General features: G+C 32.1%; 25 protein-coding genes. 16 read left to right on the top strand and 9 right to left on the bottom strand.

The window, feature by feature from the left end:
* Nucleotides 1-42: 42 nt before the first annotated feature.
* From AC2FB1_RS07400 to AC2FB1_RS07390, 3 genes are all read left to right on the top strand, one after another.
* On the top strand, nucleotides 43-351 hold the full coding sequence (locus AC2FB1_RS07400) for a DUF5327 family protein (RefSeq protein ID WP_490674634.1): 309 nt from the start codon (nucleotides 43-45) through the stop codon (nucleotides 349-351).
* 32 nt (nucleotides 352-383) lie between these two features.
* Nucleotides 384-752, top strand: a complete 369-nt coding sequence (locus AC2FB1_RS07395; RefSeq protein ID WP_490674633.1) for a DUF423 domain-containing protein — start codon at nucleotides 384-386, stop codon at nucleotides 750-752.
* A 70-nt stretch (nucleotides 753-822) separates the two neighbouring features.
* Nucleotides 823-2,292: an APC family permease gene (locus tag AC2FB1_RS07390; protein WP_490674616.1), complete on the top strand. Its 1,470-nt coding sequence runs from the start codon at nucleotides 823-825 to the stop codon at nucleotides 2,290-2,292.
* A 56-nt stretch (nucleotides 2,293-2,348) separates the two neighbouring features.
* Here the strand turns inward: AC2FB1_RS07390 and AC2FB1_RS07385 are convergent, their stop codons facing one another.
* From AC2FB1_RS07385 to hemQ, 3 genes are all read right to left on the bottom strand, one after another.
* Nucleotides 2,349-2,801 carry a threonine/serine exporter family protein gene (locus AC2FB1_RS07385; RefSeq protein ID WP_490674615.1) on the bottom strand — a complete coding sequence of 151 codons (453 nt, stop codon included), beginning with the start codon at nucleotides 2,799-2,801 and terminating at the stop codon, nucleotides 2,349-2,351.
* 12 nt (nucleotides 2,802-2,813) lie between these two features.
* Complete coding sequence (locus tag AC2FB1_RS07380; protein ID WP_490674632.1) at nucleotides 2,814-3,566, bottom strand: threonine/serine exporter family protein; 753 nt, start codon at nucleotides 3,564-3,566, stop codon at nucleotides 2,814-2,816.
* 444 nt (nucleotides 3,567-4,010) lie between these two features.
* The gene (gene hemQ, locus AC2FB1_RS07375; protein ID WP_490674614.1) at nucleotides 4,011-4,760 is read right to left on the bottom strand and encodes a hydrogen peroxide-dependent heme synthase; all 750 of its coding nucleotides are present in this window, start codon (nucleotides 4,758-4,760) and stop codon (nucleotides 4,011-4,013) included.
* 167 nt (nucleotides 4,761-4,927) lie between these two features.
* Between hemQ and pta the strand changes: the two genes are divergently transcribed.
* From pta to AC2FB1_RS07345, 6 genes are all read left to right on the top strand, one after another.
* Complete coding sequence (gene pta / locus AC2FB1_RS07370) at nucleotides 4,928-5,917, top strand: phosphate acetyltransferase (RefSeq protein WP_490674613.1); 990 nt, start codon at nucleotides 4,928-4,930, stop codon at nucleotides 5,915-5,917.
* On the top strand, nucleotides 5,917-6,753 hold the full coding sequence (locus tag AC2FB1_RS07365; RefSeq protein ID WP_490674612.1) for a lipoate--protein ligase family protein: 837 nt from the start codon (nucleotides 5,917-5,919) through the stop codon (nucleotides 6,751-6,753). Before pta ends, AC2FB1_RS07365 begins: the two co-directional genes overlap by 1 nt.
* Before the next feature lie 407 nt (nucleotides 6,754-7,160).
* Nucleotides 7,161-8,084: a mevalonate kinase gene (gene mvk / locus AC2FB1_RS07360; RefSeq protein ID WP_490674611.1), complete on the top strand. Its 924-nt coding sequence runs from the start codon at nucleotides 7,161-7,163 to the stop codon at nucleotides 8,082-8,084.
* Nucleotides 8,085-8,088: 4 nt separating this feature from the next.
* Nucleotides 8,089-9,072 carry a diphosphomevalonate decarboxylase gene (gene mvaD / locus AC2FB1_RS07355; RefSeq protein WP_490674610.1) on the top strand — a complete coding sequence of 328 codons (984 nt, stop codon included), beginning with the start codon at nucleotides 8,089-8,091 and terminating at the stop codon, nucleotides 9,070-9,072.
* 12 nt (nucleotides 9,073-9,084) lie between these two features.
* A complete protein-coding gene (locus AC2FB1_RS07350; RefSeq protein ID WP_490674609.1) occupies nucleotides 9,085-10,161 on the top strand; it encodes a phosphomevalonate kinase in 1,077 nt (358 codons plus the stop codon).
* A gap of 171 nt (nucleotides 10,162-10,332) precedes the next feature.
* Nucleotides 10,333-10,674 carry a YuzB family protein gene (locus AC2FB1_RS07345; protein ID WP_002455691.1) on the top strand — a complete coding sequence of 114 codons (342 nt, stop codon included), beginning with the start codon at nucleotides 10,333-10,335 and terminating at the stop codon, nucleotides 10,672-10,674.
* 60 nt (nucleotides 10,675-10,734) lie between these two features.
* Here the strand turns inward: AC2FB1_RS07345 and merA are convergent, their stop codons facing one another.
* Both merA and hypR read right to left on the bottom strand, forming a co-directional pair.
* Entirely contained in the window at nucleotides 10,735-12,057 is a 1,323-nt protein-coding gene (gene merA, locus AC2FB1_RS07340) for a hypothiocyanous acid reductase MerA (protein ID WP_490674608.1), read from the bottom strand.
* Nucleotides 12,044-12,484 carry a redox-sensitive transcriptional regulator HypR gene (gene hypR / locus AC2FB1_RS07335; protein ID WP_490674631.1) on the bottom strand — a complete coding sequence of 147 codons (441 nt, stop codon included), beginning with the start codon at nucleotides 12,482-12,484 and terminating at the stop codon, nucleotides 12,044-12,046. The genes merA and hypR overlap by 14 nt, the downstream gene beginning before the upstream one ends.
* 157 nt (nucleotides 12,485-12,641) lie before the next feature.
* Between hypR and AC2FB1_RS07330 the strand changes: the two genes are divergently transcribed.
* The 5 genes from AC2FB1_RS07330 to AC2FB1_RS07310 all read left to right on the top strand — a co-directional run bounded on the left by AC2FB1_RS07330 (nucleotide 12,642) and on the right by AC2FB1_RS07310 (nucleotide 16,768).
* Nucleotides 12,642-13,577: an aldo/keto reductase gene (locus AC2FB1_RS07330; RefSeq protein ID WP_490674607.1), complete on the top strand. Its 936-nt coding sequence runs from the start codon at nucleotides 12,642-12,644 to the stop codon at nucleotides 13,575-13,577.
* 148 nt (nucleotides 13,578-13,725) lie between these two features.
* On the top strand, nucleotides 13,726-14,262 hold the full coding sequence (locus AC2FB1_RS07325; protein ID WP_490674606.1) for a flavodoxin family protein: 537 nt from the start codon (nucleotides 13,726-13,728) through the stop codon (nucleotides 14,260-14,262).
* Between the two features lie 94 nt (nucleotides 14,263-14,356).
* Nucleotides 14,357-14,833 (top strand): GNAT family N-acetyltransferase, encoded by a 477-nt coding sequence (locus AC2FB1_RS07320; RefSeq protein ID WP_490674605.1) that lies wholly within the window; start codon nucleotides 14,357-14,359, stop codon nucleotides 14,831-14,833.
* Between the two features lie 57 nt (nucleotides 14,834-14,890).
* Nucleotides 14,891-16,195 (top strand): HD domain-containing protein, encoded by a 1,305-nt coding sequence (locus AC2FB1_RS07315; RefSeq protein WP_490674604.1) that lies wholly within the window; start codon nucleotides 14,891-14,893, stop codon nucleotides 16,193-16,195.
* A 66-nt stretch (nucleotides 16,196-16,261) separates the two neighbouring features.
* The gene (locus AC2FB1_RS07310; RefSeq protein ID WP_490674603.1) at nucleotides 16,262-16,768 is read left to right on the top strand and encodes a YwhD family protein; all 507 of its coding nucleotides are present in this window, start codon (nucleotides 16,262-16,264) and stop codon (nucleotides 16,766-16,768) included.
* A 51-nt stretch (nucleotides 16,769-16,819) separates the two neighbouring features.
* Here the strand turns inward: AC2FB1_RS07310 and larC are convergent, their stop codons facing one another.
* Genes larC through larA form a run of 4 tightly spaced genes read right to left on the bottom strand, consistent with a single transcriptional unit; the run spans nucleotide 16,820 to nucleotide 20,910 of the window.
* Nucleotides 16,820-18,010 carry a nickel pincer cofactor biosynthesis protein LarC gene (gene larC, locus AC2FB1_RS07305; protein WP_490674602.1) on the bottom strand — a complete coding sequence of 397 codons (1,191 nt, stop codon included), beginning with the start codon at nucleotides 18,008-18,010 and terminating at the stop codon, nucleotides 16,820-16,822.
* On the bottom strand, nucleotides 18,007-18,783 hold the full coding sequence (gene larB, locus AC2FB1_RS07300; protein WP_490674601.1) for a nickel pincer cofactor biosynthesis protein LarB: 777 nt from the start codon (nucleotides 18,781-18,783) through the stop codon (nucleotides 18,007-18,009). The genes larC and larB overlap by 4 nt, the downstream gene beginning before the upstream one ends.
* A 12-nt stretch (nucleotides 18,784-18,795) precedes the next feature.
* Nucleotides 18,796-19,623: an ATP-dependent sacrificial sulfur transferase LarE gene (gene larE / locus AC2FB1_RS07295; RefSeq protein WP_490674600.1), complete on the bottom strand. Its 828-nt coding sequence runs from the start codon at nucleotides 19,621-19,623 to the stop codon at nucleotides 18,796-18,798.
* A gap of 18 nt (nucleotides 19,624-19,641) precedes the next feature.
* On the bottom strand, nucleotides 19,642-20,910 hold the full coding sequence (gene larA / locus AC2FB1_RS07290) for a nickel-dependent lactate racemase (RefSeq protein ID WP_490674599.1): 1,269 nt from the start codon (nucleotides 20,908-20,910) through the stop codon (nucleotides 19,642-19,644).
* A gap of 220 nt (nucleotides 20,911-21,130) precedes the next feature.
* Here larA and adhP point away from each other — a divergent pair, with 220 nt between their 5' ends.
* Both adhP and AC2FB1_RS07280 read left to right on the top strand, forming a co-directional pair.
* Entirely contained in the window at nucleotides 21,131-22,141 is a 1,011-nt protein-coding gene (gene adhP / locus AC2FB1_RS07285) for an alcohol dehydrogenase AdhP (protein WP_490674598.1), read from the top strand.
* A gap of 69 nt (nucleotides 22,142-22,210) precedes the next feature.
* Nucleotides 22,211-22,336, top strand: a complete 126-nt coding sequence (locus AC2FB1_RS07280) for a hypothetical protein (protein ID WP_490674597.1) — start codon at nucleotides 22,211-22,213, stop codon at nucleotides 22,334-22,336.
* Nucleotides 22,337-22,487 lie beyond the last annotated feature (151 nt).

Below are 22,487 nucleotides of genomic sequence, written 5' to 3'. Positions count from 1 at the left end.
TTGAACAAAGAACAATTAATTCAACTCATAGAACAAGAATTAGTGCAGGCAGATGAAGCTCAAGATGAACAACAGTTTGAAAAACATATGTATGCGATTCATACTTTAACATCTCTTTATTCAGGTACTTCAACATTGTCTTCTAAAAAATCAAAACATGATTTTACGAATATCATAACTTCTGAATCTTCGCTTTCAAATAAGTCTTCAAATCATTCAACGATTACTGCTGCAGAAATTGAAGCGATGGGTGGTAAAGTCCCACCATCAATGAAGAATCAGACTAAGTCTTCTGATATGATGATTACGGATGATGAAATTGGAAATGGCGAATCAATATTTGATTTTTAATTAAAATAAGTTAGGAGAACTAAAACATTATGATGAAAGTATTTATAATTTTAGGTGCATTGTGTACGATGATGTCTGTTGGTACAGGCGCATTTGGTGCACATGGACTTGAAGGTAAACTCTCTGATAAATATATGTCAGTATGGGAAAAAGCAGTGAATTATCAAATGTATCATGGTTTAGGATTAATTATGGTTGGTATCATTAGTGGAACAACTTCTATTAATGTAAACTGGGCAGGATGGCTTCTTTTCTTTGGTATCGTGTTATTTAGTGGATCACTTTATATTCTTGCATTGACTCAAATTCGTATTTTAGGAGCGATTACACCAATAGGGGGTATACTCTTTATTGTGGGATGGTTAATGTTAATTATTGCTACATTTAAATTTGCTGGATAATAATATTTTATATTTTGGTTAGTAAACTCACCTTTTTGGGTATGTTAAGTACTTGAGGTGAGTTTATTTTATGAGTAATAAAAATCAAGAGATAGATAGAGGAGATTTAAAACAAAACCTTTCTGAAAAATTTGTTTGGGCAATTGCTTATGGCTCGTGTATAGGATGGGGGGCATTTATATTACCTGGTGATTGGATTAAACAATCAGGTCCGATTGCTTCATCTATTGGTATTGTCATCGGTGCTTTATTAATGATACTCATTGCTGTAAGTTATGGTGCACTAGTCGAACGTTTTCCTGTGTCAGGCGGTGCATTTGCGTTTAGTTATTTAAGTTTTGGAAGATATGTAAGTTTCTTTTCATCATGGTTTCTAACATTTGGATATGTTTGTGTAGTAGCATTAAATGCGACAGCGTTTAGCTTATTAATTAAATTTTTACTCCCCAATTTATTGAATAATGGCAGATTATACACAGTTGCTGGATGGGATGTTTACATAACAGAAATCATTATTGCTACGGTGTTATTATTTGCATTTATGTTTATTGCAATTCGTGATGCAAGTGTTTCTGGTACACTTCAATATTATTTTTGTGTAGCAATGGTTATCGTTGTTTTACTTATGTTTGTAGGATCATTTTTTGGAAATAACTTTTCACTAAGCAACTTACAACCCTTAGCAAGGAATGATATTGGATGGTTTAATTCCATCATTATGATTGTAGCTATTGCACCATGGGCTTATGTGGGATTTGATAATATTCCACAAACAGCAGAAGAATTTAATTTCTCTCCAAATAAAACTTTTAAACTGATTGTATATAGTTTATTAGCAGCAGCTTTAACTTATGTCATTATGATTTTATACACAGGTTGGTTAAGTACAAATAATGCAAACTTTAATGGTAATTTATGGTTAACAGGCGCTGAAACACAAACTGCTTTTGGTTACATTGGTTTAGGCGTATTAGCAATTGCTATTATTATGGGGATTTTTACTGGATTAAACGGGTTCTTAATGAGTTCAAGTCGATTATTATTCTCAATGGGACGTGCTGGTATCATGCCTAAAGCGTTCAGTAAATTACATCCAAAATATAAAACACCATATATAGCTATTATCTTTTTAGTAGCTATTACTTTAATTGCACCATGGTTAGGACGTACTGCATTGACGTGGATTGTTGATATGTCTTCAACAGGCGTATCTATTGCGTATTTTATTACTTGTTTATCAGCTGCTAAGTTATTTAGTTACAATAAACAAAGTAATACGTATGGTCCTATTTATAAGACCTTTGCTATTTTAGGTTCTATTGTATCATTGATCTTTTTACTTTTATTATTAGTTCCTGGATCACCAGCTTCACTTTCATTGCCTTCATATATTGCATTGGGCGGTTGGTTAGTGATTGGTCTTATTTTCTTTGTAGTTCGATATCCTAAATTAAAAAGTATGAATAATGACGAATTAAGTCGTCTTATTTTAAATCAATCAGAACAAGAAGTTAAAGAAATGATAAAAGAAAAACAATAACATAAATAAACGCGAGTGATGAAGGTCAATTACCAACAATCTCTCGCGTTTTATTTTTATATACGTTTACGTCGTCGAGCAAAACCAGAAACGACGATTTTTGAAATTTGATCTGCGAATAATAATCCTAACGCAATCGCACCAGCGATAAGCGTAACTTCAAGCATCGTGTTGATTGCTTTACCAAATTGTAATAAGACTAGATTTTTAGTTGCATCAAAGGCAAGTCCACCAGGAACTAATGGAATAATACCAGTAACCATGAAAATAATTGCAGGTTCGCGCTTTTTTCGAGCCATATAGTGACTAATTAAACCTAATGTAAAGCTACCGAAGAAACTTGAATAAATAGTATGTATATTCAATCCTTGATAGAACAAAATATATACCATCCATCCACAAGCTCCAACAAAGCCACACGATAAATATAGCTTTCTAGGAGCGTCAAAAACTACACAGAAAAAGAGCGAAGCTGTGTAACTAAATATAAAATTAAATAACCAAAACATTTATGTGCACTCCTATACTAATATTAATATCGAACCAACACCGGCACCTATACCAAATGCGGTTACAAGTGCTTCTAAAGACTTCGTGGTAAACATCATCATATGACCACCAAATAAATCCTGAATAGCATTCGTAATCAGTACTCCGGGGACAATAGGCATGACTGCGGCAATAATAATAGTGGCTAAATCACCACTTGGCACTAACCAATGACCGAATACTGCGATAATTCCAATAACTAAAGAACCGACGAATTCCGGAATAAATTGGGCGTGTAAACGACGATCCAATATTTCAACAACGAGATATCCAATACTACCTGCAAGTAGAGCAGTAAGTAAGTCAATCCATTGACCACCTTGTAAATAGAGAAAACTAATTGCAATAATCATCGCAGCAATTCCTTTAAAGGTTAAACTATTATCACGTTTAGCAATATAAATTTTTTCTAAGCGCGTTTTTGCCTCTTCAAGAGAAATAGCGCCCTTAGTAATTAAGCGTGATATTTCATTTGCTTGAGAAATTTTAATGAGATTAGTATCACGAGAATTAATTCTAAATATTCGTGGATAAGATTCGTTATGTAAAGTAAATTGAATAACTGTATTGGTAACGAAGCTATTACTTTCAGGATATCCTAGTTTTTGGGCAATACGGGTCATGGTATCTTCAACACGTGTTCCTTCTGCCCCAGATTCAAGTAATATACGTCCAGCCATCATAACGACGTCTTTAATTAATTTTTCATCTACATTTTCTTGCATTTCTTTATTTTCCATTTCATCACCATTAAATTAGATGTAATCATGATTATAATTATAGTGTAAGTACACTAAAATGACTACCATTCATAGAGAATAAAATGTTTAAAATTGATTGATATTTAAAATGATAAAGATAAATGGAAACACTATAATAGAAATTCAAATTTATATTTTAAAAAATAACTTTTTTTGTAACAATAATGTTTCGAAATATTACAATTCGGTTAAATAATAAATAGTTAACAAATAATAATTGTGCTGGGTAGCGACAGTACTTTTACAATTTGTTAATGTTCAGAAAAGTAGTAAAGTTCTCCCAAACCAAACTACTTGAAGTACACTTTGAGAAAAGTGTACTTTGCTAAGGAAATTCATAGTCTTATATATATATATTTAAATGTAAAAAAAGGAGCAAGAACTTAAGTTCTTGCTTCTTTTTTAATATTAAATTGCAAAAAATTGTTCGAAATGATCAGTAGTTAAAATATGACCGATATAGAAGCTACCAAAATCGCCATAGCGTGCAGTTGTTTCATCAAAACGCATTTCATAAACAATTTTCTTAAATTGTAGAACATCATCTGAAAATAATGTTACGCCCCATTCAAAATCATCGAAACCTACTGAACCAGTAATGAATTGTTTGATTTTACCAGCGAATTTGCGACCAATCATACCATGGTTATACATTAACTTTTTGCGATCTTCCATTGGTAACATATACCAGTTATATGTTTCGTTACGACGTTTATCCATTGGATAGAAACAAATATATTCTGTTCTAGGTAATTCTGGGTATAATCTTGCTTTAATATGTGGATTTTCATAAGGATTTTCATCTGATTTACCAGCTAAATAGTTACCTAACTCAATAACAGATACATATGAATAAGTTTGAATGAAGAAATCAGCAATTCTTAATTTATTTAATTCATTTTCAATTTCATTCAATTCTTTCATTTCTGGACGTAAATACCATAATAAAATATCTGCTTTTTGACCAGTAATATTATATAAAGCATAATCTCCAGCTTGTTTTTCTCTGGCAGTTGCTTTATTTTCGATAAATACTTTAAATTCCTCAATCATTGCTTCACGCTCATCTTCTGGTACCAATCTAAAAGTTGCCCAGTCTACAGCGTAAAATAAATGAAGGCTATACCAACCATCCAATGTTTCAGCTGCTTCACTCATATCTATCGCTCCTTTAAAAATTTTATCAATATAGTTTGAATTTTATCATAAAGAGAATTGTCACACATACTTAAAAGATTACAAATTAGTGAAATGGAAATCTTAAAAAAAATAAAGTATAATTAAGTTGTAAACATTATTATTTAAAGAATTCGGAGGAGGGCATTATGTCTAGTTTATTAGATGTGTTACAAGAAAAACTTTCAGGAAAGAATGTACGAATTGTATTACCAGAAGGTGAAGATGAACGTGTATTAACAGCTGCTACAAAGTTACAAGCAACTGATTATGTTACACCAGTTGTATTAGGTAATGAAGAAAAAGTAAATACTTTAGCTCAAGATAAGGGATTAGATATCTCTGATATTCAAATTATTGATCCTTCTAAAAGTGAATTAAAACCTGAATTAATTAAATCTTTCGTAGAACGTCGTAAAGGTAAAGCTACTGAAGAACAAGCTCAAGAATTATTAAACAATGTTAACTACTTCGGAACAATGTTAGTATATGCTGGTCATGCTGACGGATTAGTAAGTGGTGCTGCACATTCAACTGGAGATACTGTCCGTCCTGCCTTGCAAATTATTAAAACAAAACCAGGCGTATCTAGAACATCAGGTATCTTCTTTATGATTAAAGATGATAAACAATATGTATTTGGTGATTGTGCTATCAACCCGACATTAGGATCTTCTGATTTAGCAGAAATTGCTGTAGAAAGTGCAAAATCAGCAAAAAGTTTTGGTATGGATCCACGTGTAGCAATGTTAAGTTTCTCAACTAAAGGTTCAGCTAAATCAGACGATGTAGAAAAAGTTGCTAATGCAGTAAAATTGGCACAAGAAAAAGTGGAATCTGAAGGTTTAGATAATGTAGTGATTGATGGAGAATTCCAATTTGATGCTGCGATTGTACCTGCAGTTGCAGAGAAAAAAGCACCTGGAGCAAAAATTCAAGGTGACGCAAATGTATTTATATTCCCAAGTTTAGAAGCAGGTAATATTGGATACAAAATTGCACAACGTTTAGGTGGATTTGAAGCTATTGGTCCAGTTTTACAAGGTCTTAATTCACCAGTAAATGATTTATCTCGTGGTTGCTCTACTGAAGACGTTTATAACTTATCAATTATTACTGCTGCTCAAACATTACAGTAATGGATTTAGCGAGTAAATATTTTAATGACATTCATTGGCGCTATATAGATCATTCTTCAGGCTTAGCGCCAATGCAGTCATTTGCATTTGATGACACGTTTTCAGAAAGCGTAGGAAAAGATGTATCTTGTAACGTTGTAAGAACATGGATTCACCAACATACTGTGATTTTAGGTATACATGACTCACGTTTACCATTCTTAAAAGATGGTATTCAATACTTAACAGACGAGATTGGTTATAATGCAATCGTTAGAAATTCTGGTGGTCTTGGTGTCGTATTAGATCAGGGTGTTTTAAATATTTCACTTATTTTTAAAGGACAAACTGAAACAACAATTGATGAAGCGTTCACAGTTATGTATTTACTTATTTGTAAAATGTTCGAAAATGAAAATGTAGATATAGATACTAAAGAAATAAAGCATTCATATTGTCCGGGAAGATTTGATTTAAGTATTGATGGGAAAAAATTTGCTGGTATTTCACAACGACGGGTACGTGGAGGTATTGCAGTTCAAATTTATTTATGTGTTGAAGGTTCTGGTGAAGAAAGAGCTGAAATGATGCATGAATTTTATGAACGAGCCTTGAAAGGTGAAACTACGAAATTTAAATATCCTAACATTAAACCAGAATGTATGGCATCCTTGGAAACACTACTTCATCGTGATATTAAAGTTCAAGATGTGATGTTCCAACTGCTTTATGCGATTAAAGACTTAGGCGGTCATTTAAATATGGATCCAATCACAGAAGATGAGTGGCAACGTTATGAAGGATATTTCGATAAAATGATTGAACGTAATGAAAAAATGAATCGTTCTTTAGATTAAAATAAGAGAAAAGGGAGTAAGAAAAATTCCAAGTGAATTTGAACTTACTCCCTTTTGTTATGCAATAATACAACTAAAGTGCATATTTATATCCCGAAATACAAAATTTGCTACATTCTTATTATTTTTTATAGTAATATAGACTAGGTGGATTAATTTAAGAACGATAATTTAACCATAATTTATGTTGTTTATAACATTTTTTAGGGTATAAATATTTCAAAGTTTTGAACTATTTTTGACAAAGTTTTATACTATTTATTGGTGTATTAACACAAATATAAGATTTGAAGTAAATGAGTATAAATATATGTATGAAATGTACAGGTGTATAAATATGTTCAATTTTAAAACAACATTAATGAATGTTGAAATCATTTTAGAAGGAATATTAAAGGTGAGATATCATGGTACGACGTGGCTATGGGGAGTCTAACGGAAAAATTATATTGATTGGTGAGCATGCTGTAACCTTTGGTCAGCCAGCAATCGCAATTCCATTTACTTCAGGAAAAGTAAAAGTACTTATTGAAAGCTTAGAAAAAGGTAATTATTCAGCAATTCAAAGTGATGTTTATGATGGTCCTTTATACGATGCACCTGATCATCTAAAATCACTGATTACGCATTTTGTAGAAAGTAAACATGTAGAAGAACCATTATTGATTAAAATTCAAGCTAATTTACCACCTTCTCGAGGTTTAGGTTCAAGTGCAGCAGTAGCAGTAGCTTTTATAAGAGCAAGCTATGATTATTTAGAATTACCGCTATCTGATAAAGAACTGCTAGAAAATGCTGACTGGGCTGAACGCATTGCTCATGGTAAACCAAGTGGTATCGATACAAAAACGATTGTAACGAATCAACCAGTTTGGTATCAAAAAGGAGAAGTCGAAATTTTAAAATCACTTGATTTAGATGGTTATATGGTTGTTATTGATACAGGAGTTAAAGGCTCTACAAAACAAGCAGTTGAAGATGTACATCATTTATGTGATAACGATGAAGCATATATGAGTATTATTGAACATATTGGTTCTCTTGTTTATTTAGCTAGTGATGCAATTAACCATCATAGCTTCGATCAGCTTGCTAATGTCTTTAATCAATGTCAAGACGATTTAAGAACATTAACAGTCAGTCACGATAAAATCGAAAAATTACTCGAAATTGGAAGACAACATGGTTCAGTAGCTGGTAAATTGACTGGCGGTGGACGAGGAGGTAGCATGTTAATTCTAGCTAAAGAAGAAGTAACTGCTAAGAATATTATTGCAGCAGCTGAAAAAGCTGGAGCACAACATACTTGGATTGAAAAGTTAGGAGGATAAATCTTTGAAAAAAAGTGGTAAAGCACGAGCCCATACGAATATTGCTCTAATAAAATATTGGGGAAAAGCAGATGAAGACTTGATTATTCCTATGAATAATAGTTTATCAGTGACATTAGAGCGTTTCTATACAGAAACACGTGTAACGTTTGATGATTCTTTAACAGAAGATCAACTTATTTTAAATAAAGCAGCTGTTAATGCTAAAGAAAGTGCTAAAATTCAACGTTATATGGATATAATTCGAAAAGAAGCTGGTATTTCAACATATGCACTAATAGAAAGTGACAATTTTGTTCCTACTGCTGCTGGTTTAGCTTCTTCAGCTAGTGCATATGCAGCTTTAGCTGGTGCTTGCAATGAAGCGCTTGATTTAAACCTATCCAGTAAAGATTTATCTCGTCTTGCTCGTCGTGGTTCTGGATCAGCGTCAAGAAGTATTTATGGTGGATTTGCTGAATGGGAAAAAGGTTATGATGATAAAACATCTTACGCCCATCAAATTGAATCAGATGGTTTCGAGAATGACTTGGCTATGATTTTTGTAGTGATTAACAATAAATCAAAGAAAGTACCAAGTCGTTCAGGAATGTCTTTAACGCGTGATACATCACGTTTTTATCAATACTGGCTAAATCATGTAGAGGATGATTTAAAAGTAACTAAAAATGCGATTGCTCAAAAAGATTTTAAACGAATGGGTGAAGTGATTGAGGCAAACGGTTTGAGAATGCATGCAACAAATTTAGGTGCACAACCGCCATTTACGTATCTTGTACCAGAAAGCTATGAAGCTATGAGAATTGTGCATGAATGTAGAGAAGCAGGATTACCATGCTATTTTACAATGGATGCAGGGCCAAATGTAAAAGTCCTAATAGAAAAGAAAAATCAACAAGCGATTGTGGATAAATTTTTAGAAGTATTTAATGAGGATCAAATTATAACAAGTGATATTACACACTCAGGAGTCGAAATTATTAAGTAGGGAAGAGATATAATGATTCAGGCAAAAGCGCCAGGAAAACTTTATATAGCGGGTGAATATGCTGTAACCGAGCCGGGATATAAGTCGGTTTTAATTGCAGTGGATCGTTTTGTCACTGCTGCTATTGAAACTTCAAATGAAATCACAGGTACTATTCATTCTAAAACATTACATTATGAGCCTGTTACATTTAATCGTAATGAAGATAAAATAGTAATATCAGATGTACATGCAGCTAATCAACTCGAGTATGTGGTTACTGCTATTGAAGTGTTTGAGCAGTACGCGAGAAGTTGCAATATAAAATTAAGACATTTTCATCTTACTATTGATAGTAATCTTGCAGATGCATCAGGACAAAAGTATGGATTAGGTTCAAGTGCAGCAGTTTTAGTATCTGTGATTAAGGTTCTAAATGAATTTTATGAAATGGAGTTATCAAATCTTTATATTTATAAACTTGCGGTTATTTCAAATATGAGATTACAAAGTTTAAGTTCATGCGGAGATATTGCTGTTAGTGTCTATAGTGGATGGCTTGCATACAGTACGTTTGATCATGAATGGGTAAAACAACAAATGGAAGAAACGTCTGTAGAAGAAGTATTAGAAAAAAATTGGCCTGGACTTCATATAGAACCTTTACAAGCACCTGAAAATATGGAAGTTCTTATAGGATGGACTGGTTCGCCTGCCTCATCACCTCACTTAGTAAGCGAAGTCAAACGTTTAAAATCTGATCCTATTTTTTATGGTAAGTTTCTTGAACAATCAAATACATGTGTTGAAAATTTAATCTATGCTTTTAAAACAAATAATATAAAAGGTGTACAAAAAATGATTCGACAAAATCGTAGAATCATTCAGCAAATGGATAAAGAGGCTACGGTTGATATCGAAACTGAGAATTTAAAATTATTATGCGATATTGGTGAACGTTTTAAAGGTGCAGCAAAAACTTCTGGAGCTGGCGGAGGAGATTGTGGCATTACAATTATCGATAATAGAGTTGATAAGCATTCTATTTATGAAGCATGGGAAAAAGAAGGTATTAAACCTTTGAAATTTAAAATATATCACGGACAATAATAAATATATTATGATGAAGCGAGACATGTTTATACGGAAATATATGTCTTGCTTTTTATTTATAGCAAATCTTTTTTTATGCTTGAATTTTTAATTAAAAAGAGTAAAATAATTAGAGTTGTAATAAATGAATATAAATAAGAAAAAATAGATGTAGAGGTGGGTAGCGAAGTGAAAAATAAATTTTTAATTTGTGACGAATGCCAGGCAGTAAACTTAAAATCATTAAAGAAAAAATTAGAGAAATTAGATCCTGATGCTGAAATTGAAATAGGTTGTCAGTCATACTGTGGTCCTGGTCGTCGTAAGACATTTGCATTTGTAAATAATCGCCCACTTGCTGCATTAACTGAAGATGAACTTATGGAAAAAGTGACTGCACAACTGAAAAAACCACGTGATCCTGAAGAAGAAGAACGTTTGAGAAAGCGCAATGAAGAACGTAAGCGTCGCAAAGAAGAACAAGATAGAAAATTAAAAGAAAAATTAGCAAAGCGTAAAGCAAGTAAATAACATATATGTACAAAGAAGCTCGTAAATGCATTTGAAAAAATGGATTTACGAGCTTTTTTATTAAATATTAAATAAGTCATTAAATGATTCAGCTATTGTTGGATGAGTATAAATATTATCACGTAATACTTGATAAGGAATGTGTTGATCAATAGCAAGTTTAATTAAATTAATAATTTCTTCAGAACCTTTACCATATAAAGTAGCTCCTAATATTTCATCATTATCTTTATTGATCACAACTTTAAAAAGACCACGGTCATCGTTATTAATTTTGTGTTTTGGTAAAGTATTAATAAATAAAGTGTTTTCAACGTAATTATAATTTAATTTTTGTGCTTCTGAAGCGGTGATACCAACACGAGAAAGTGGTGGGTCGATAAATACTGTATAAGGGATAGTACCACGATTTTCAGTGTGTCGTGAACGGTCACCGAATAATTCAGATTTCAAGATTCTAAAGTCATCTAAAGAAATATAAGTGAATTGTAATCCACCTTTTACATCTCCGGCAGCATAAATATGTGATACAGAGGTTTGTAAATGGTTGTTCACTTTTATTTCTCCGCGATCACCTAGCTCAATATCTGTCTTGTCTAAAGCTAAATCTGTATTTGGTACACGTCCTGTAGCAAGTAAGATTGCATCACCAGTAAAGTTCCCTTGTGAGGTTTCAACTGTTGTCAAAGAACCTTCATTTTTTAATGCCTTTGTATTTACATTAGTAATTAAACGTACGCCTTTATCTTTAAAATCATTAATAATATGTGTGACTATTTCTGTATCTTCTCTAGCCATAAATTGTTTATTATATTCTAGAACAGTTACCTTTGTACCAAAGCTTTGAAACATTGAGGCAAATTCTAATGCAATATATCCTCCACCAATAATCACTAATTCTTTAGGTTGATAAGAAATATTTAATAGTCCTTTTGAATCATATACATTTTGTGCTGAGTCTATACCTTCAATATTTGGAATATTAGATTTTGCACCTGTATTAATTAAAATTTTATCTGCGGTCAATGTTTGAACTAACTTACCATTTTCATCAATTAATTCGACTTCTGTATTAGATTTAAATTGTGCTTTAAAGTTTAACAAGGTAATATTTTCATCATTTTCTAAGTTTAAATAGTTTTTTTGATTTAATGCTTTGACTACTTCTTTTTTTCTTGAAAAGGCAGTTGAAAAATCGACATGTTTAATACCATCGTTAACAAGCACTTTAGATGGAATACAGCCATGGTTTATGCATGTACCGCCATAGCTTTCTGTAAACTGTTCAATTAATGCAACCTGTTGTCCTTGTGATGATGCATATTTGGCAAGTGTTTTTCCGGCTTTACCAAAACCAATAACGATTAAATTATAATGTGTCATATGTTGTATCCTCCTGAAGTGTATCATTAATTACATCATTAATTGTGAGGGTATCATAAAAATTTAAAATAACACGACGTTCCTTTTGATTATAGTGTGACATAGTCTTTGCTATGTTTCTTGATATTTCACAATCGCTCTGCTCATGACCTGTGAAAATACGCTGTTGGCTGTCTTTTTCAATCACAAATATACGATATAGTACTGATAGCTTAATGCTAGCAGTAGAATGATTGGCACTATATCCACCATTTTTACCACGGGAAGTATTAATAAACTGATGTTGATTTAAAACAGTAGTCACTCTACGTAATTGAACTGGGTTGAGGCAGGTTAATTTTGCTAAAGTTTGACTACTGAATTGTTGGTTGTCGTGTTTTACTAAAAAGCTAAGTACGTGAACGGCAATGTTAAATTCTAAATTCAAATGATTCACCACCTAAATGTAACTTTATTAGTTACATTTAAATATAAAATAAAGAATATGTCAAATTTAATGTTTTAAACACTGCTGAATGAATTTATCATTACAAATCGGGTAAACTATAACATAGAAACTATATTTTTAAGGAGTTGTGAATATCGTGGCAGAATTTGTACAATTAGGAAAATCTGATGTTCATGTATTTCCAGTTGCATTAGGTGCAAATGCAGTCGGAGGACATAATTTATATCCCAATTTAGATGAAGAGCAAGGAAAAGATGTCGTTAGAAAAGCTATTGATAATGGTATTACTTTAATTGATACTGCGTTTATTTATGGACCTAAACGCTCAGAAGAACTTGTAGGAGAAGTCGTAAAGGAATATCCTCGTGAAAAAGTTCAAATTGCAACTAAAGGATCACATGTTATTAAAGATAATGGCGATGTCGTTCAAAATAACCAACCTGATTATTTAAAACAACAAGTTGAAGAAAGCTTAGAACGCTTGCAAGTGGATTATATTGACTTGTATTACATTCATTTTCCTGATGAGGATACACCAAAAGATGAAGCTGTGGCAGCATTACAAGAACTTAAAAAAGAAGGAAAAATTAAAGCAATAGGTGTTTCAAACTTTACGTTAGATCAACTTAAAGAGGCGAATAAAGAAGGATATGTGGATGTTGTTCAATTAGAATATAATTTACTACATCGTGAAAATGAAGAAGTAATGAAATACGCAGCTGAAAATGATATTACTTTTGTACCATATTTCCCATTAGCTTCTGGTATTTTAGCTGGAAAATATGAAGAAAACCAAACTTTCGATGATCATCGTGCAACTCGTCGTGATTTCCAACCAGAAGTGTTCAATGATAATGTACGTCGAGTAAAAAAATTATCAAGTATTGCTGAAACTCATAATACAAGTATTGCTAATATTGTATTAGCATTCTATTTAACACGTCCATCACTTGATGTTGTTATTCCTGGTGCGAAACGTGCTGATCAAGTTGTAGAAAACATTGAAGCAGCAAATATTGAACTGACTGAAGAAGAAATTAAGAAAATAGATGATTTATTCCCAGTTGAATAAAGTACTTTAAATAAAAGTAATAATGACTCCTACACCGTTTATATAGGTGTAGGAGTTTTTATTATAAATAAAAGTAAACAGATGGGGTACATAATAAGTAAATAGAAAAAACACATTAATAATATAAACTAAAAAAGAGGTAAGATATATGATTACTGTATTATTTGGTGGAAGTCGTCCACAAGGAAACACTGCTCAATTAACACAATATGCTCTAGAAGGAAAACAATATAATTGGATTGATTTAACACAATATCATTTTAAACCTGTAAGAGATTATAGACATGAATCAAAGCAAATTGAGTCATATATAGATGATTATCAATTGATTATTGACCAAGTGCTTGAAAGTGATACAGTTATTTTTGCATCACCTGTGTATTGGTATAGTGTGTCAGCATCTTTAAAAGCATTTATTGATCATTGGTCAGAATCGTTAATCGATCCCAAGTATCAAGATTTTAAAGAAAAAATGTCTAAAATTGATTTCAGATTAATTTTAGTTGGGGGAGATTGCCCTAAAGTCAAGGCTAAACCTTGTATTAAACAATTGGAGTATAGCTTAGATTTTCTAGGTGCAACATTAAAGGGTTATATTATTGGCACAGCTGAAAGATCTGGAGATATTATGAAAGATGTGTATGCTTTAGAAAGAGCAAAAGAATGGAATACAGTACTGTCTTAATAAAATGCATCTTAAAGTTGAGTGAAAGCGTTTGTTAATATACTATGATATAATTTTGTTATTAAATTACAATGAAATGTCAGGAGAATGAAGCATGTATACAGTTAGAAAAGCGACAACTAATGACGTTATAGCAATAAGAGATGTAGCTACAAAAGCTTGGTATAATACGTATTTAAATATTTATGCAGTATCAACAATTAATGAATTATTAGCAGCTTCGTATAATGAACATCACTTAAAAAAGAGATTAGAAGATCAACTTTTTTTAGTTGTTGAAGAAAATAATGAAATTGTAGGATTTGCTAACTTTATCTATGGTAAAGAATTGTACTTAGCCGCACATTATGTTCATCCAGGTGTACAACATAAAGGATATGGAACAAGTTTACTTGGAGAAGGATTACATGAATTTGAAAGTGAATATGATGCGGTCTTTTTAGAAGTTGATAATAAGAACAAAGAAGCTATTCATTATTATCAACATCAGGGTTTTGAAATAATTCGTTCATATCAACCAGAAATGTACGGTGAACAATTAGATTTAGCTTTAATGAAAAAAGTATTATAAGAATTGATTAACTTAAAATAACATTACTACTGATGAAAGCAAGTATGAAAGAGGAGGATGAACTTGACACAATCATCTTATGTAACTAGAAAATTAGCTGAAGAAAAAGTATTTAAAGATCCAATTCATAAGTATGTTCATGTTAAAGATCAACTGATATGGGATTTAATTAAAACTAAAGAATTTCAGCGCTTGCGTCGTATTAAGCAATTAGGTACATTATATCTTGCCTTTCATACTGCAGAACACAGTCGTTTCGGACATTCCTTAGGAGTGTATGAAATTGTAAGACGTATGATTGATGAATCGTTTGTTGGGCGTGAAGCATGGAATAATCAAGATCGACCACTTGCTTTATGTGCAGCTTTATTACATGATTTGGGACACGGACCGTTTTCACACAGTTTTGAAAAGATATTTAATACGGATCATGAAGCGTTTACTCAAGAAATCATTACTGGAGATACTGAGGTTAACGAAGTATTGAGTCGAGTTTCTGAGACCTTTCCTCAAGAAGTAGCCGATGTTATTAATAAAACGCATAAAAATAAACTAGTCATTTCCATGATTTCATCTCAAATTGATGCTGATCGTATGGACTATTTGCAACGTGATGCTTATTTTACTGGTGTATCATATGGCACATTTGATATGGAACGTATACTTCGATTAATGAGACCATCAAAAGATGAAGTACTTATTAAAGAGAGTGGTATGCATGCTGTAGAAAATTTTATTATGAGTCGTTATCAAATGTATTGGCAAATATATTTTCATCCCGTAAGTCGCGGTGGAGAAGTACTATTAAATAATTGTCTTAAACGAGTAAAACAGCTTTACAATGAAGATTATCAATTTAAAATGTATCCAAAAGAATTTATTCCATTCTTTGAAGGCACAATTACAATTGAACAGTATGTAGAATTAGATGAAGTAACTGTATTATTTTATTTGAAGAAATGGATACATGAAGAAGATGATATTCTAAGTGATTTAGCACGTCGTTTTATTAATCGTGATCTCTTTAAGTATATTCCATTTGATGGTTCGATTATTACAATCACTGAGTTACAGGATCTATTTATTGAAGGTAATATTGATCCTGAATATTACTTTGTTAGTGAAGCTTTTTCAGATTTGCCATATGATTATGATCGACCGGGTTCTAATCGCCAACCTATTCATTTATTAAGACGAAATGGTAGCATTAAAGAAATTAGCAGTCAGTCGTTAGTAATTTCAAGTATTACTGGGATTAATCGAGAAGATTATAAACTATACTATCCTAAAGAAATGATTCTTAATATTAAAGATCCAGAAGTGAAAGGATCAATTATTAATTTATTGAATGAATTAAATTAAATACTTTATGATGATGGATAGAGTTATTTAATATCAAATGTATAAAGATGTATTGGAGGAATCATCGTGACAGAAAATAAAGGTTTTAAATTCAATATTATAAAAAATGATCCTCTAGATGGTCATAAAGGTACAAACATAGGAGCAATCAGTTTAGATAATATTGCACCTATATTTATCGATGTTGCAAATAAAGAAGCATTTGTGGATATCGGCGGTATGCATGCACGTGCGGAAGTAGAAAAAGGCGTAAAGTGGATTACTGATAAAGAAGCGGTTGAAGGTCCAGAAGCTAAAGAATATTGGTTATGTTGGGTGACTACTGAGCGCGGTGAAAAAGGCCCTTATTACGCCGGTGTTACTGCATGTTACTTACTTGTAAATAAAAGTATTCGTCGAGGTTATAAGAGTATGCCAGAGCATGTCAATATGATGGATAAGTCTATGAAGCATCAATTTATTATTGATCAAATTGGCGAAGAAAATAAAAAAGTATTAAAAGACTTTTTGAAATCTCATAATGAAACAATGTGGGATAACTCAAGTGAAGCATTATTTAAGGCATTTGATTAAAAAATTCGAGACACTCAGTAGTGCATATTAAAGTACTGAGTGTCTCGAGTTTTATTTTTCTAAAGTATCTCCAACGTTATAAGACTGATAAACTGAATTCATTATATTATGATAAATCTGTTGAAAAGATTGTTGAGTTTGTTTACTAATATCTCTTAAATCCTCATACTCAGGCTTTATTTTAATGATTTCTCCATTTTTTAAAGAAAGTTTAATTGAAACTTTTCCATACGGCGTTTGAACATCGCGAAATGTTCTATCTAAAATTCGACGATTCACTTTATAACTACGTACGCCAAGTGTTGATGTATGTTTTAATATCAATTCTTCAATACGCATTTTATCTTCAACTTTACATATAATAGTTAACTGAGTAGCTGGTCGATTCTTTTTCATAATAATAGGCGTATAATATACATCTAGTACCTCATCTTGTAATGCAGTATCCATAAAATGGCCTAATGTTTCTGGTGTCATATCATCAATTTGACACTCTAGAACTTGTACTTGATCATAACTAGTCGCGTTATCTGTAAATTGAATTACTCTAATTATATTTGGAAAATCAAAATTTTTAGTACCTGCACCATATCCGATATGATTCATTGTAGCAGCTGGAAAAGGTCCGAATTCTGTCACTAAACTTTTAGCAATTGCTGCACCTGTTGGAGTGGTTAATTCATCGTGAACATCAAAAGATGCTAATGGGACGTCTTTTAAAATTTCAGCTGTGGCAGGCGCTGGTACTGGATATATACCATGAGCTATTTTAATTTTTCCATTTCCAGTAGGAATCGGTGAACAGTACAAGTGATCGATATTAAGCAATTCTAAAGCAATACATCCTCCAATAATGTCAATGATAGAATCCATGGCACCGACTTCATGAAAATGAACATCTTCAATAGACATGCCATGAATTTTTGCCTCTGCATGACCAATGGTTTCAAAAATAGACTTACTTCTCATTTTTACTCTTTCATCTAAATCACTTTCATCTATCATTTTAAATATATCAGATGCTTTTCGATGATGATGTGACTCATGAAAATCAATTGATAATGTCATTGCATGAATGCCTTGTTTTATTTCTTTTTTAAAATTTAATTTAAAATTATCGATAGGTAATTTTTTTAGTTCGCGCTCTATTTCGTTTGGAGACGCACCTAAATCTACCAATGCAGATAAGAGCATGTCTCCAGCAATACCTGCATGACAATCTAAGTATAATGCGTTACTCATATATTTCTCCCATTCTGATTTTTTTCTAACATATTAATAATCATGGCTGCATTGTACCCTGCACCAAATCCATTATCAATATTTAAGACACTAGTGCCTGGAGCACAGCTGTTTACCATAGATAAAAGAGTAGTGACACCATTAAAGTTAGCACCATAACCTACACTGGTTGGTACAGCATAAACTGGATGATCTACGAGCCCTCCGACTACACTTGCAAGTGCACCTTCCATTCCAGCTATCACTATACTCACTTTACCTTGCCGAATTTCGTGAATATGTTCAAACAAACGATGTATTCCTGAAACACCAACATCATAGTAACGCTTCACAGTAATACCCATCAGTTCTGCAGTAATAGCAGCCTCTTCAGAAATAGGTAAGTCTGAGGTTCCAGCACATAGTACCGACACGTAATTCGTTGACTTTTGAATTGATGCGATAGGTGTACAAACAATATGTGCCTCAGCGTGATATTCTAAATTGGGATGTTTTTCTAATACATAATTTGCTTTTTCTTCATTAATACGTGTAACAAGAATCACATGATGATGATGAGATAAACTAGCTATAATTGTGTCAATTTGTTCTTTTGTTTTACCTTGTCCAAAGATAACTTCTGGAAAACCTTGACGCTTTGCTCTATGTAAATCAATTTTAGCAAAGCCCAATTCGTCGTAATGACTGAGTTGGGCTTTAGCTTCATCAATTGATATTTGATTTGATTTTACACCTTCAAGCAAATGTTCAATAAAATGTTGATCATTACTCATATGTGTACGTCCTTATACTAATTTAGTTTCTTTTGTATCAATAACTTCGTTCATACTACCTGTGCGGTAACCTTCTAAGTCTACCGTCACATAGTCGAAACCTAATTCTTTTAAACGTAAATTAATATTATCTTTATTTTTAATTACTGTAGCTAAATCTTCTTCTGAGACTTCAATACGTGCAATGTTTTGGTGATAACGTACACGAACATTGTTGATACCTAAGTTTAAAATATGTTTTTCAGCTTCATTTACTTTATTTACTTTAGTGAAATTTAATGATTCACCATAAGGAATTCGAGAAGCTAAGCTGCATAACGCTGGTTTATTCCAAACAGGTAAATCATATTTTTTACTAAGTTCACGAACTTCAGTTTTATATAATTTAGCTTCTTGAAGCACACTACGAACGTTAAATTCATCTCTTGCCTTTAAACCAGGACGGAAATCTTCTAAATCATCCATAATCATACCATCTAATACATAATTAAAATCAAGAGTATCTTTAATGTCTGTTAATTTGCTATACATCAATCGTTTACTGTAGTACCAACTTTCAGGTGTATTTTTAACAATATTTTCATCTTGTAATTCAGCCATTTCAGTTTCCATAACGTCAATGCCTAGTTCATGTCCAAGTTCAATAGCTTTATTAAATTCTTCATTTCTGAAAAGCTCTGATTTCACAACAACAGGTTTAACGTTTTCTTTACCTAATACGTTGATAGCTTTTTTTAATACTAAACTACTATCTACACCACCTGAAAATGCAATAACAACACTTTTCATTTCTTTTAATAATGTATCTAATTTGTTTTCTTTAGTTAATAATTCAGTCATATTTATCAATCCTTTCAATTAGTCTTCATCTTCTACATAAGGAATTGTTAATGGTCCTTGTGGCATTACACCAATACTCAATTTACGACCATACTGTTCTTTTAAATCAGCAATTGTTTTTTCAATATTTGAAGTAGGGTTTAACATCGAATCTTTTAATTGTTGATCGGTAAGTTCTGAGTAAACATATACATTTGCGAAAGTCTGAATGCTCGCTTGTTTTTGTACTTGCCATTGGTCAACCTCTGAAAAGTTTGGATCATGAATTAAATCTAAGATACCTTGTGGAGTATCAGCCATTTTGAAAATTTCAGCAAATTTACCATGGTCTGGAAAACCATCTGCACATTCTGAAACCATAATAATGTTTCCGTCTTTTTTAACAACTTTACTTGCTGCACTCATGCCTTTAACGGTTTGATATAAATTTTGGTCGAGTGGGTAACCAGAGTTCGAAGCAATGACAACATCAAAGCGATCATCACATTTAAACATGGCATGTTCTTTAACATATGCACAGCCTTCTTTATGAGCTTCAAATACATCCCCACCAAATGCAGCGGTGATTTGTTTATCTTTATTTAGAGCCACATTGAGCATAAAGTTTGGTTTACACATTTTATTTACTTCACGAGCCATGTCTTGTACAGGATTATCTTCTAGATTTCCCCAAGTAGATCTTGGATCACCAATCATTTTTGCATTATGAAATGTTTGAATAGTTTCAAGACCAGCAATGCCTGGCATAATTCCTTTAGGGCCTCCAGAAAAACCTGCAAAGAAATGAGGTTCAATAAAACCAGTAACAATCTTAAAATCTGACTCTACATAATCTTTATTTAAGTAAGCATCACAACCATATTTACTGTGACCTACTTTAGCCAAACTTTCTTTTTCGTTGCAATGATTTTGAACGATTTTAACAGAATCAACAATGTCTTCCCCTAACATTTGAATTAATTCATCACGAGTTTGATCACGGTGTGTTCCTGTACCATTAATAATAACAAAATTTTCGCGAGGAACATGATTTAATTCTTCAATGAGTAGGGGAACAAGTATATGGTTAGGCGTTGGACGTGTAATATCACTAATAACAATTGATACAATATCATCTTTATTTACTAATTCCTTTAATGGTTTTGAACCTGTAGGATTTTTTAAGACATTTTGAATTGCTGAAGTATAATCTTCGAGTGCGTCAATATTCTGCGGTTCTATGACTGTACTGTCATCTGGCACTTCGACTTCAACTTCAGATTTCCCATATAAAACATGTGTTTTCACAGTTTTCCCCTCCAATAAGTCTTGGTGATAAATATAAATTTATATGCTTCTTGCACTTAAAAGTATATCATATTTAATGATTAATTTTTAATGAGTGAAAAATCATGAAAATGTAAGTAATAAAATAAATAACATTAAAATTTGAAAAATTTCCATTTTTGAAAACGATTACATATAATAAAATTAGGTCGTAATAGAATTGAAAAAGGAGTGATTTCCCATGAAAGCAGCAGTAGTAACACATGATCATAAAGTAAGTGTTGAAAACAAAGAATTACGTAACTTAGAATCTGGTGAAGCTTTAGTTCAAACAGAGTATTGTGGTGTATGTCACACAGATTTACACGTTAAAAACGCAGATTTCGGCGATGTGACAGGTCGAACTTTAGGACATGAGGGCATAGGCCGTGTGATCAAAGTCGCAGATGATGTAACGTCTTTAAAAGTAGGCGATCGTGTCTCAATTGCTTGGCTATTTGAAAGCTGTGGTCATTGTGAATATTGTACAACAGGTCGTGAAACTCTATGTCGTAATGTGAAAAATGCAGGTTATACAGTTGATGGTGCGATGGCGGAACAAGTCATTGTTACAGCAGACTATGCAGTTAAAGTACCTGAAAATTTAGATCCAGCAGCAGCATCTTCAATTACATGTGCAGGTGTAACCACATATAAAGCAGTTAAAGTAAGTCAAATTCAACCAGGCCAATGGATTGGAATATTTGGTATTGGTGGTTTAGGGAACTTAGCATTACAATATGCGAAAAATGTATTTAACGCTAAAGTGGTTGCTTTCGATATAAGTGATGACAAATTAGACTTTGCGAAAAAACTAGGTGCAGATGCAGTTGTTAATACAAATAATCAGGATGCTGTTGAAGAAGTCAATAAATTAACTGATGATAAAGGGCTTGATGCAACGGTAATTACATCTGTAGCTAAAAAGCCATTTAATCAAGCAGTAGATGTTGTCAAAGCTGGTGCACGTGTTGTAGCTGTTGGTTTACCTGTTGAAAAAATGGATTTAGAAATTCCTCGAATAGTTCTTGATGGTATCGAAGTAGTAGGTTCTTTAGTAGGAACAAGGCAAGACTTAAAAGAAGCATTTCAATTTGCTGCTGAAGGTAAAGTGGTACCTAAAGTTCAAACGCGTGAATTAGAAGAAATAAATGATATTTTTGAAGAAATGGAAGAAGGAACAATTACAGGGCGAATGGTAATTAAATTTTAGATATATAATAGTTAAAATTTATTATATAATAATGATGATGTAAAATTTATAGAATTAAGAGGACAATAAATGAAAGCAATATTATTGTTTATGGCATCACTAAGTTTCGGCATCATTTTCTTCTATAAATATAGAACACTGTTAGACAAATATCGTTATGATATCGTAGAATTCGAATCAGAAGAAGATGTTTAGAAAGAAAAAATAACAGTGCTTGACACAAAAGTAGTAGAATGACTAATAAAGAGTTCGGGACATAAAGTATCTGGATAAGTGAAAAAAGACAATTTCTATTGAAATAATATAGAAATTGTCTTTTTTATAATTTTTTTGATTATTTTCAGCT

The sequence above is a fragment of the Staphylococcus sp. CoH_129_LAB_1 genome (assembly GCF_058191515.1).
This window is presented reverse-complemented; position numbering and strand designations above follow the sequence as displayed.

Coding starts and splice junctions, on each gene's coding strand:
- AC2FB1_RS07395 (WP_490674633.1), top strand. CDS start 384: ATGAAAGTATTTATAATTTTAGGTGCATTGTGTACGATGATGTCTGTT.
- AC2FB1_RS07390 (WP_490674616.1), top strand. CDS start 823: ATGAGTAATAAAAATCAAGAGATAGATAGAGGAGATTTAAAACAAAAC.
- AC2FB1_RS07385 (WP_490674615.1), bottom strand. CDS start 2,801: ATGTTTTGGTTATTTAATTTTATATTTAGTTACACAGCTTCGCTCTTT.
- AC2FB1_RS07380 (WP_490674632.1), bottom strand. CDS start 3,566: ATGCAAGAAAATGTAGATGAAAAATTAATTAAAGACGTCGTTATGATG.
- hemQ (WP_490674614.1), bottom strand. CDS start 4,760: ATGAGTGAAGCAGCTGAAACATTGGATGGTTGGTATAGCCTTCATTTA.
- pta (WP_490674613.1), top strand. CDS start 4,928: ATGTCTAGTTTATTAGATGTGTTACAAGAAAAACTTTCAGGAAAGAAT.
- AC2FB1_RS07365 (WP_490674612.1), top strand. CDS start 5,917: ATGGATTTAGCGAGTAAATATTTTAATGACATTCATTGGCGCTATATA.
- mvk (WP_490674611.1), top strand. CDS start 7,161: ATGGTACGACGTGGCTATGGGGAGTCTAACGGAAAAATTATATTGATT.
- AC2FB1_RS07350 (WP_490674609.1), top strand. CDS start 9,085: ATGATTCAGGCAAAAGCGCCAGGAAAACTTTATATAGCGGGTGAATAT.
- merA (WP_490674608.1), bottom strand. CDS start 12,057: ATGACACATTATAATTTAATCGTTATTGGTTTTGGTAAAGCCGGAAAA.
- AC2FB1_RS07325 (WP_490674606.1), top strand. CDS start 13,726: ATGATTACTGTATTATTTGGTGGAAGTCGTCCACAAGGAAACACTGCT.
- AC2FB1_RS07320 (WP_490674605.1), top strand. CDS start 14,357: ATGTATACAGTTAGAAAAGCGACAACTAATGACGTTATAGCAATAAGA.
- AC2FB1_RS07315 (WP_490674604.1), top strand. CDS start 14,891: ATGAACTTGACACAATCATCTTATGTAACTAGAAAATTAGCTGAAGAA.
- larC (WP_490674602.1), bottom strand. CDS start 18,010: ATGAGTAACGCATTATACTTAGATTGTCATGCAGGTATTGCTGGAGAC.
- larB (WP_490674601.1), bottom strand. CDS start 18,783: ATGAGTAATGATCAACATTTTATTGAACATTTGCTTGAAGGTGTAAAA.
- larE (WP_490674600.1), bottom strand. CDS start 19,623: ATGACTGAATTATTAACTAAAGAAAACAAATTAGATACATTATTAAAA.
- adhP (WP_490674598.1), top strand. CDS start 21,131: ATGAAAGCAGCAGTAGTAACACATGATCATAAAGTAAGTGTTGAAAAC.
- AC2FB1_RS07280 (WP_490674597.1), top strand. CDS start 22,211: ATGAAAGCAATATTATTGTTTATGGCATCACTAAGTTTCGGCATCATT.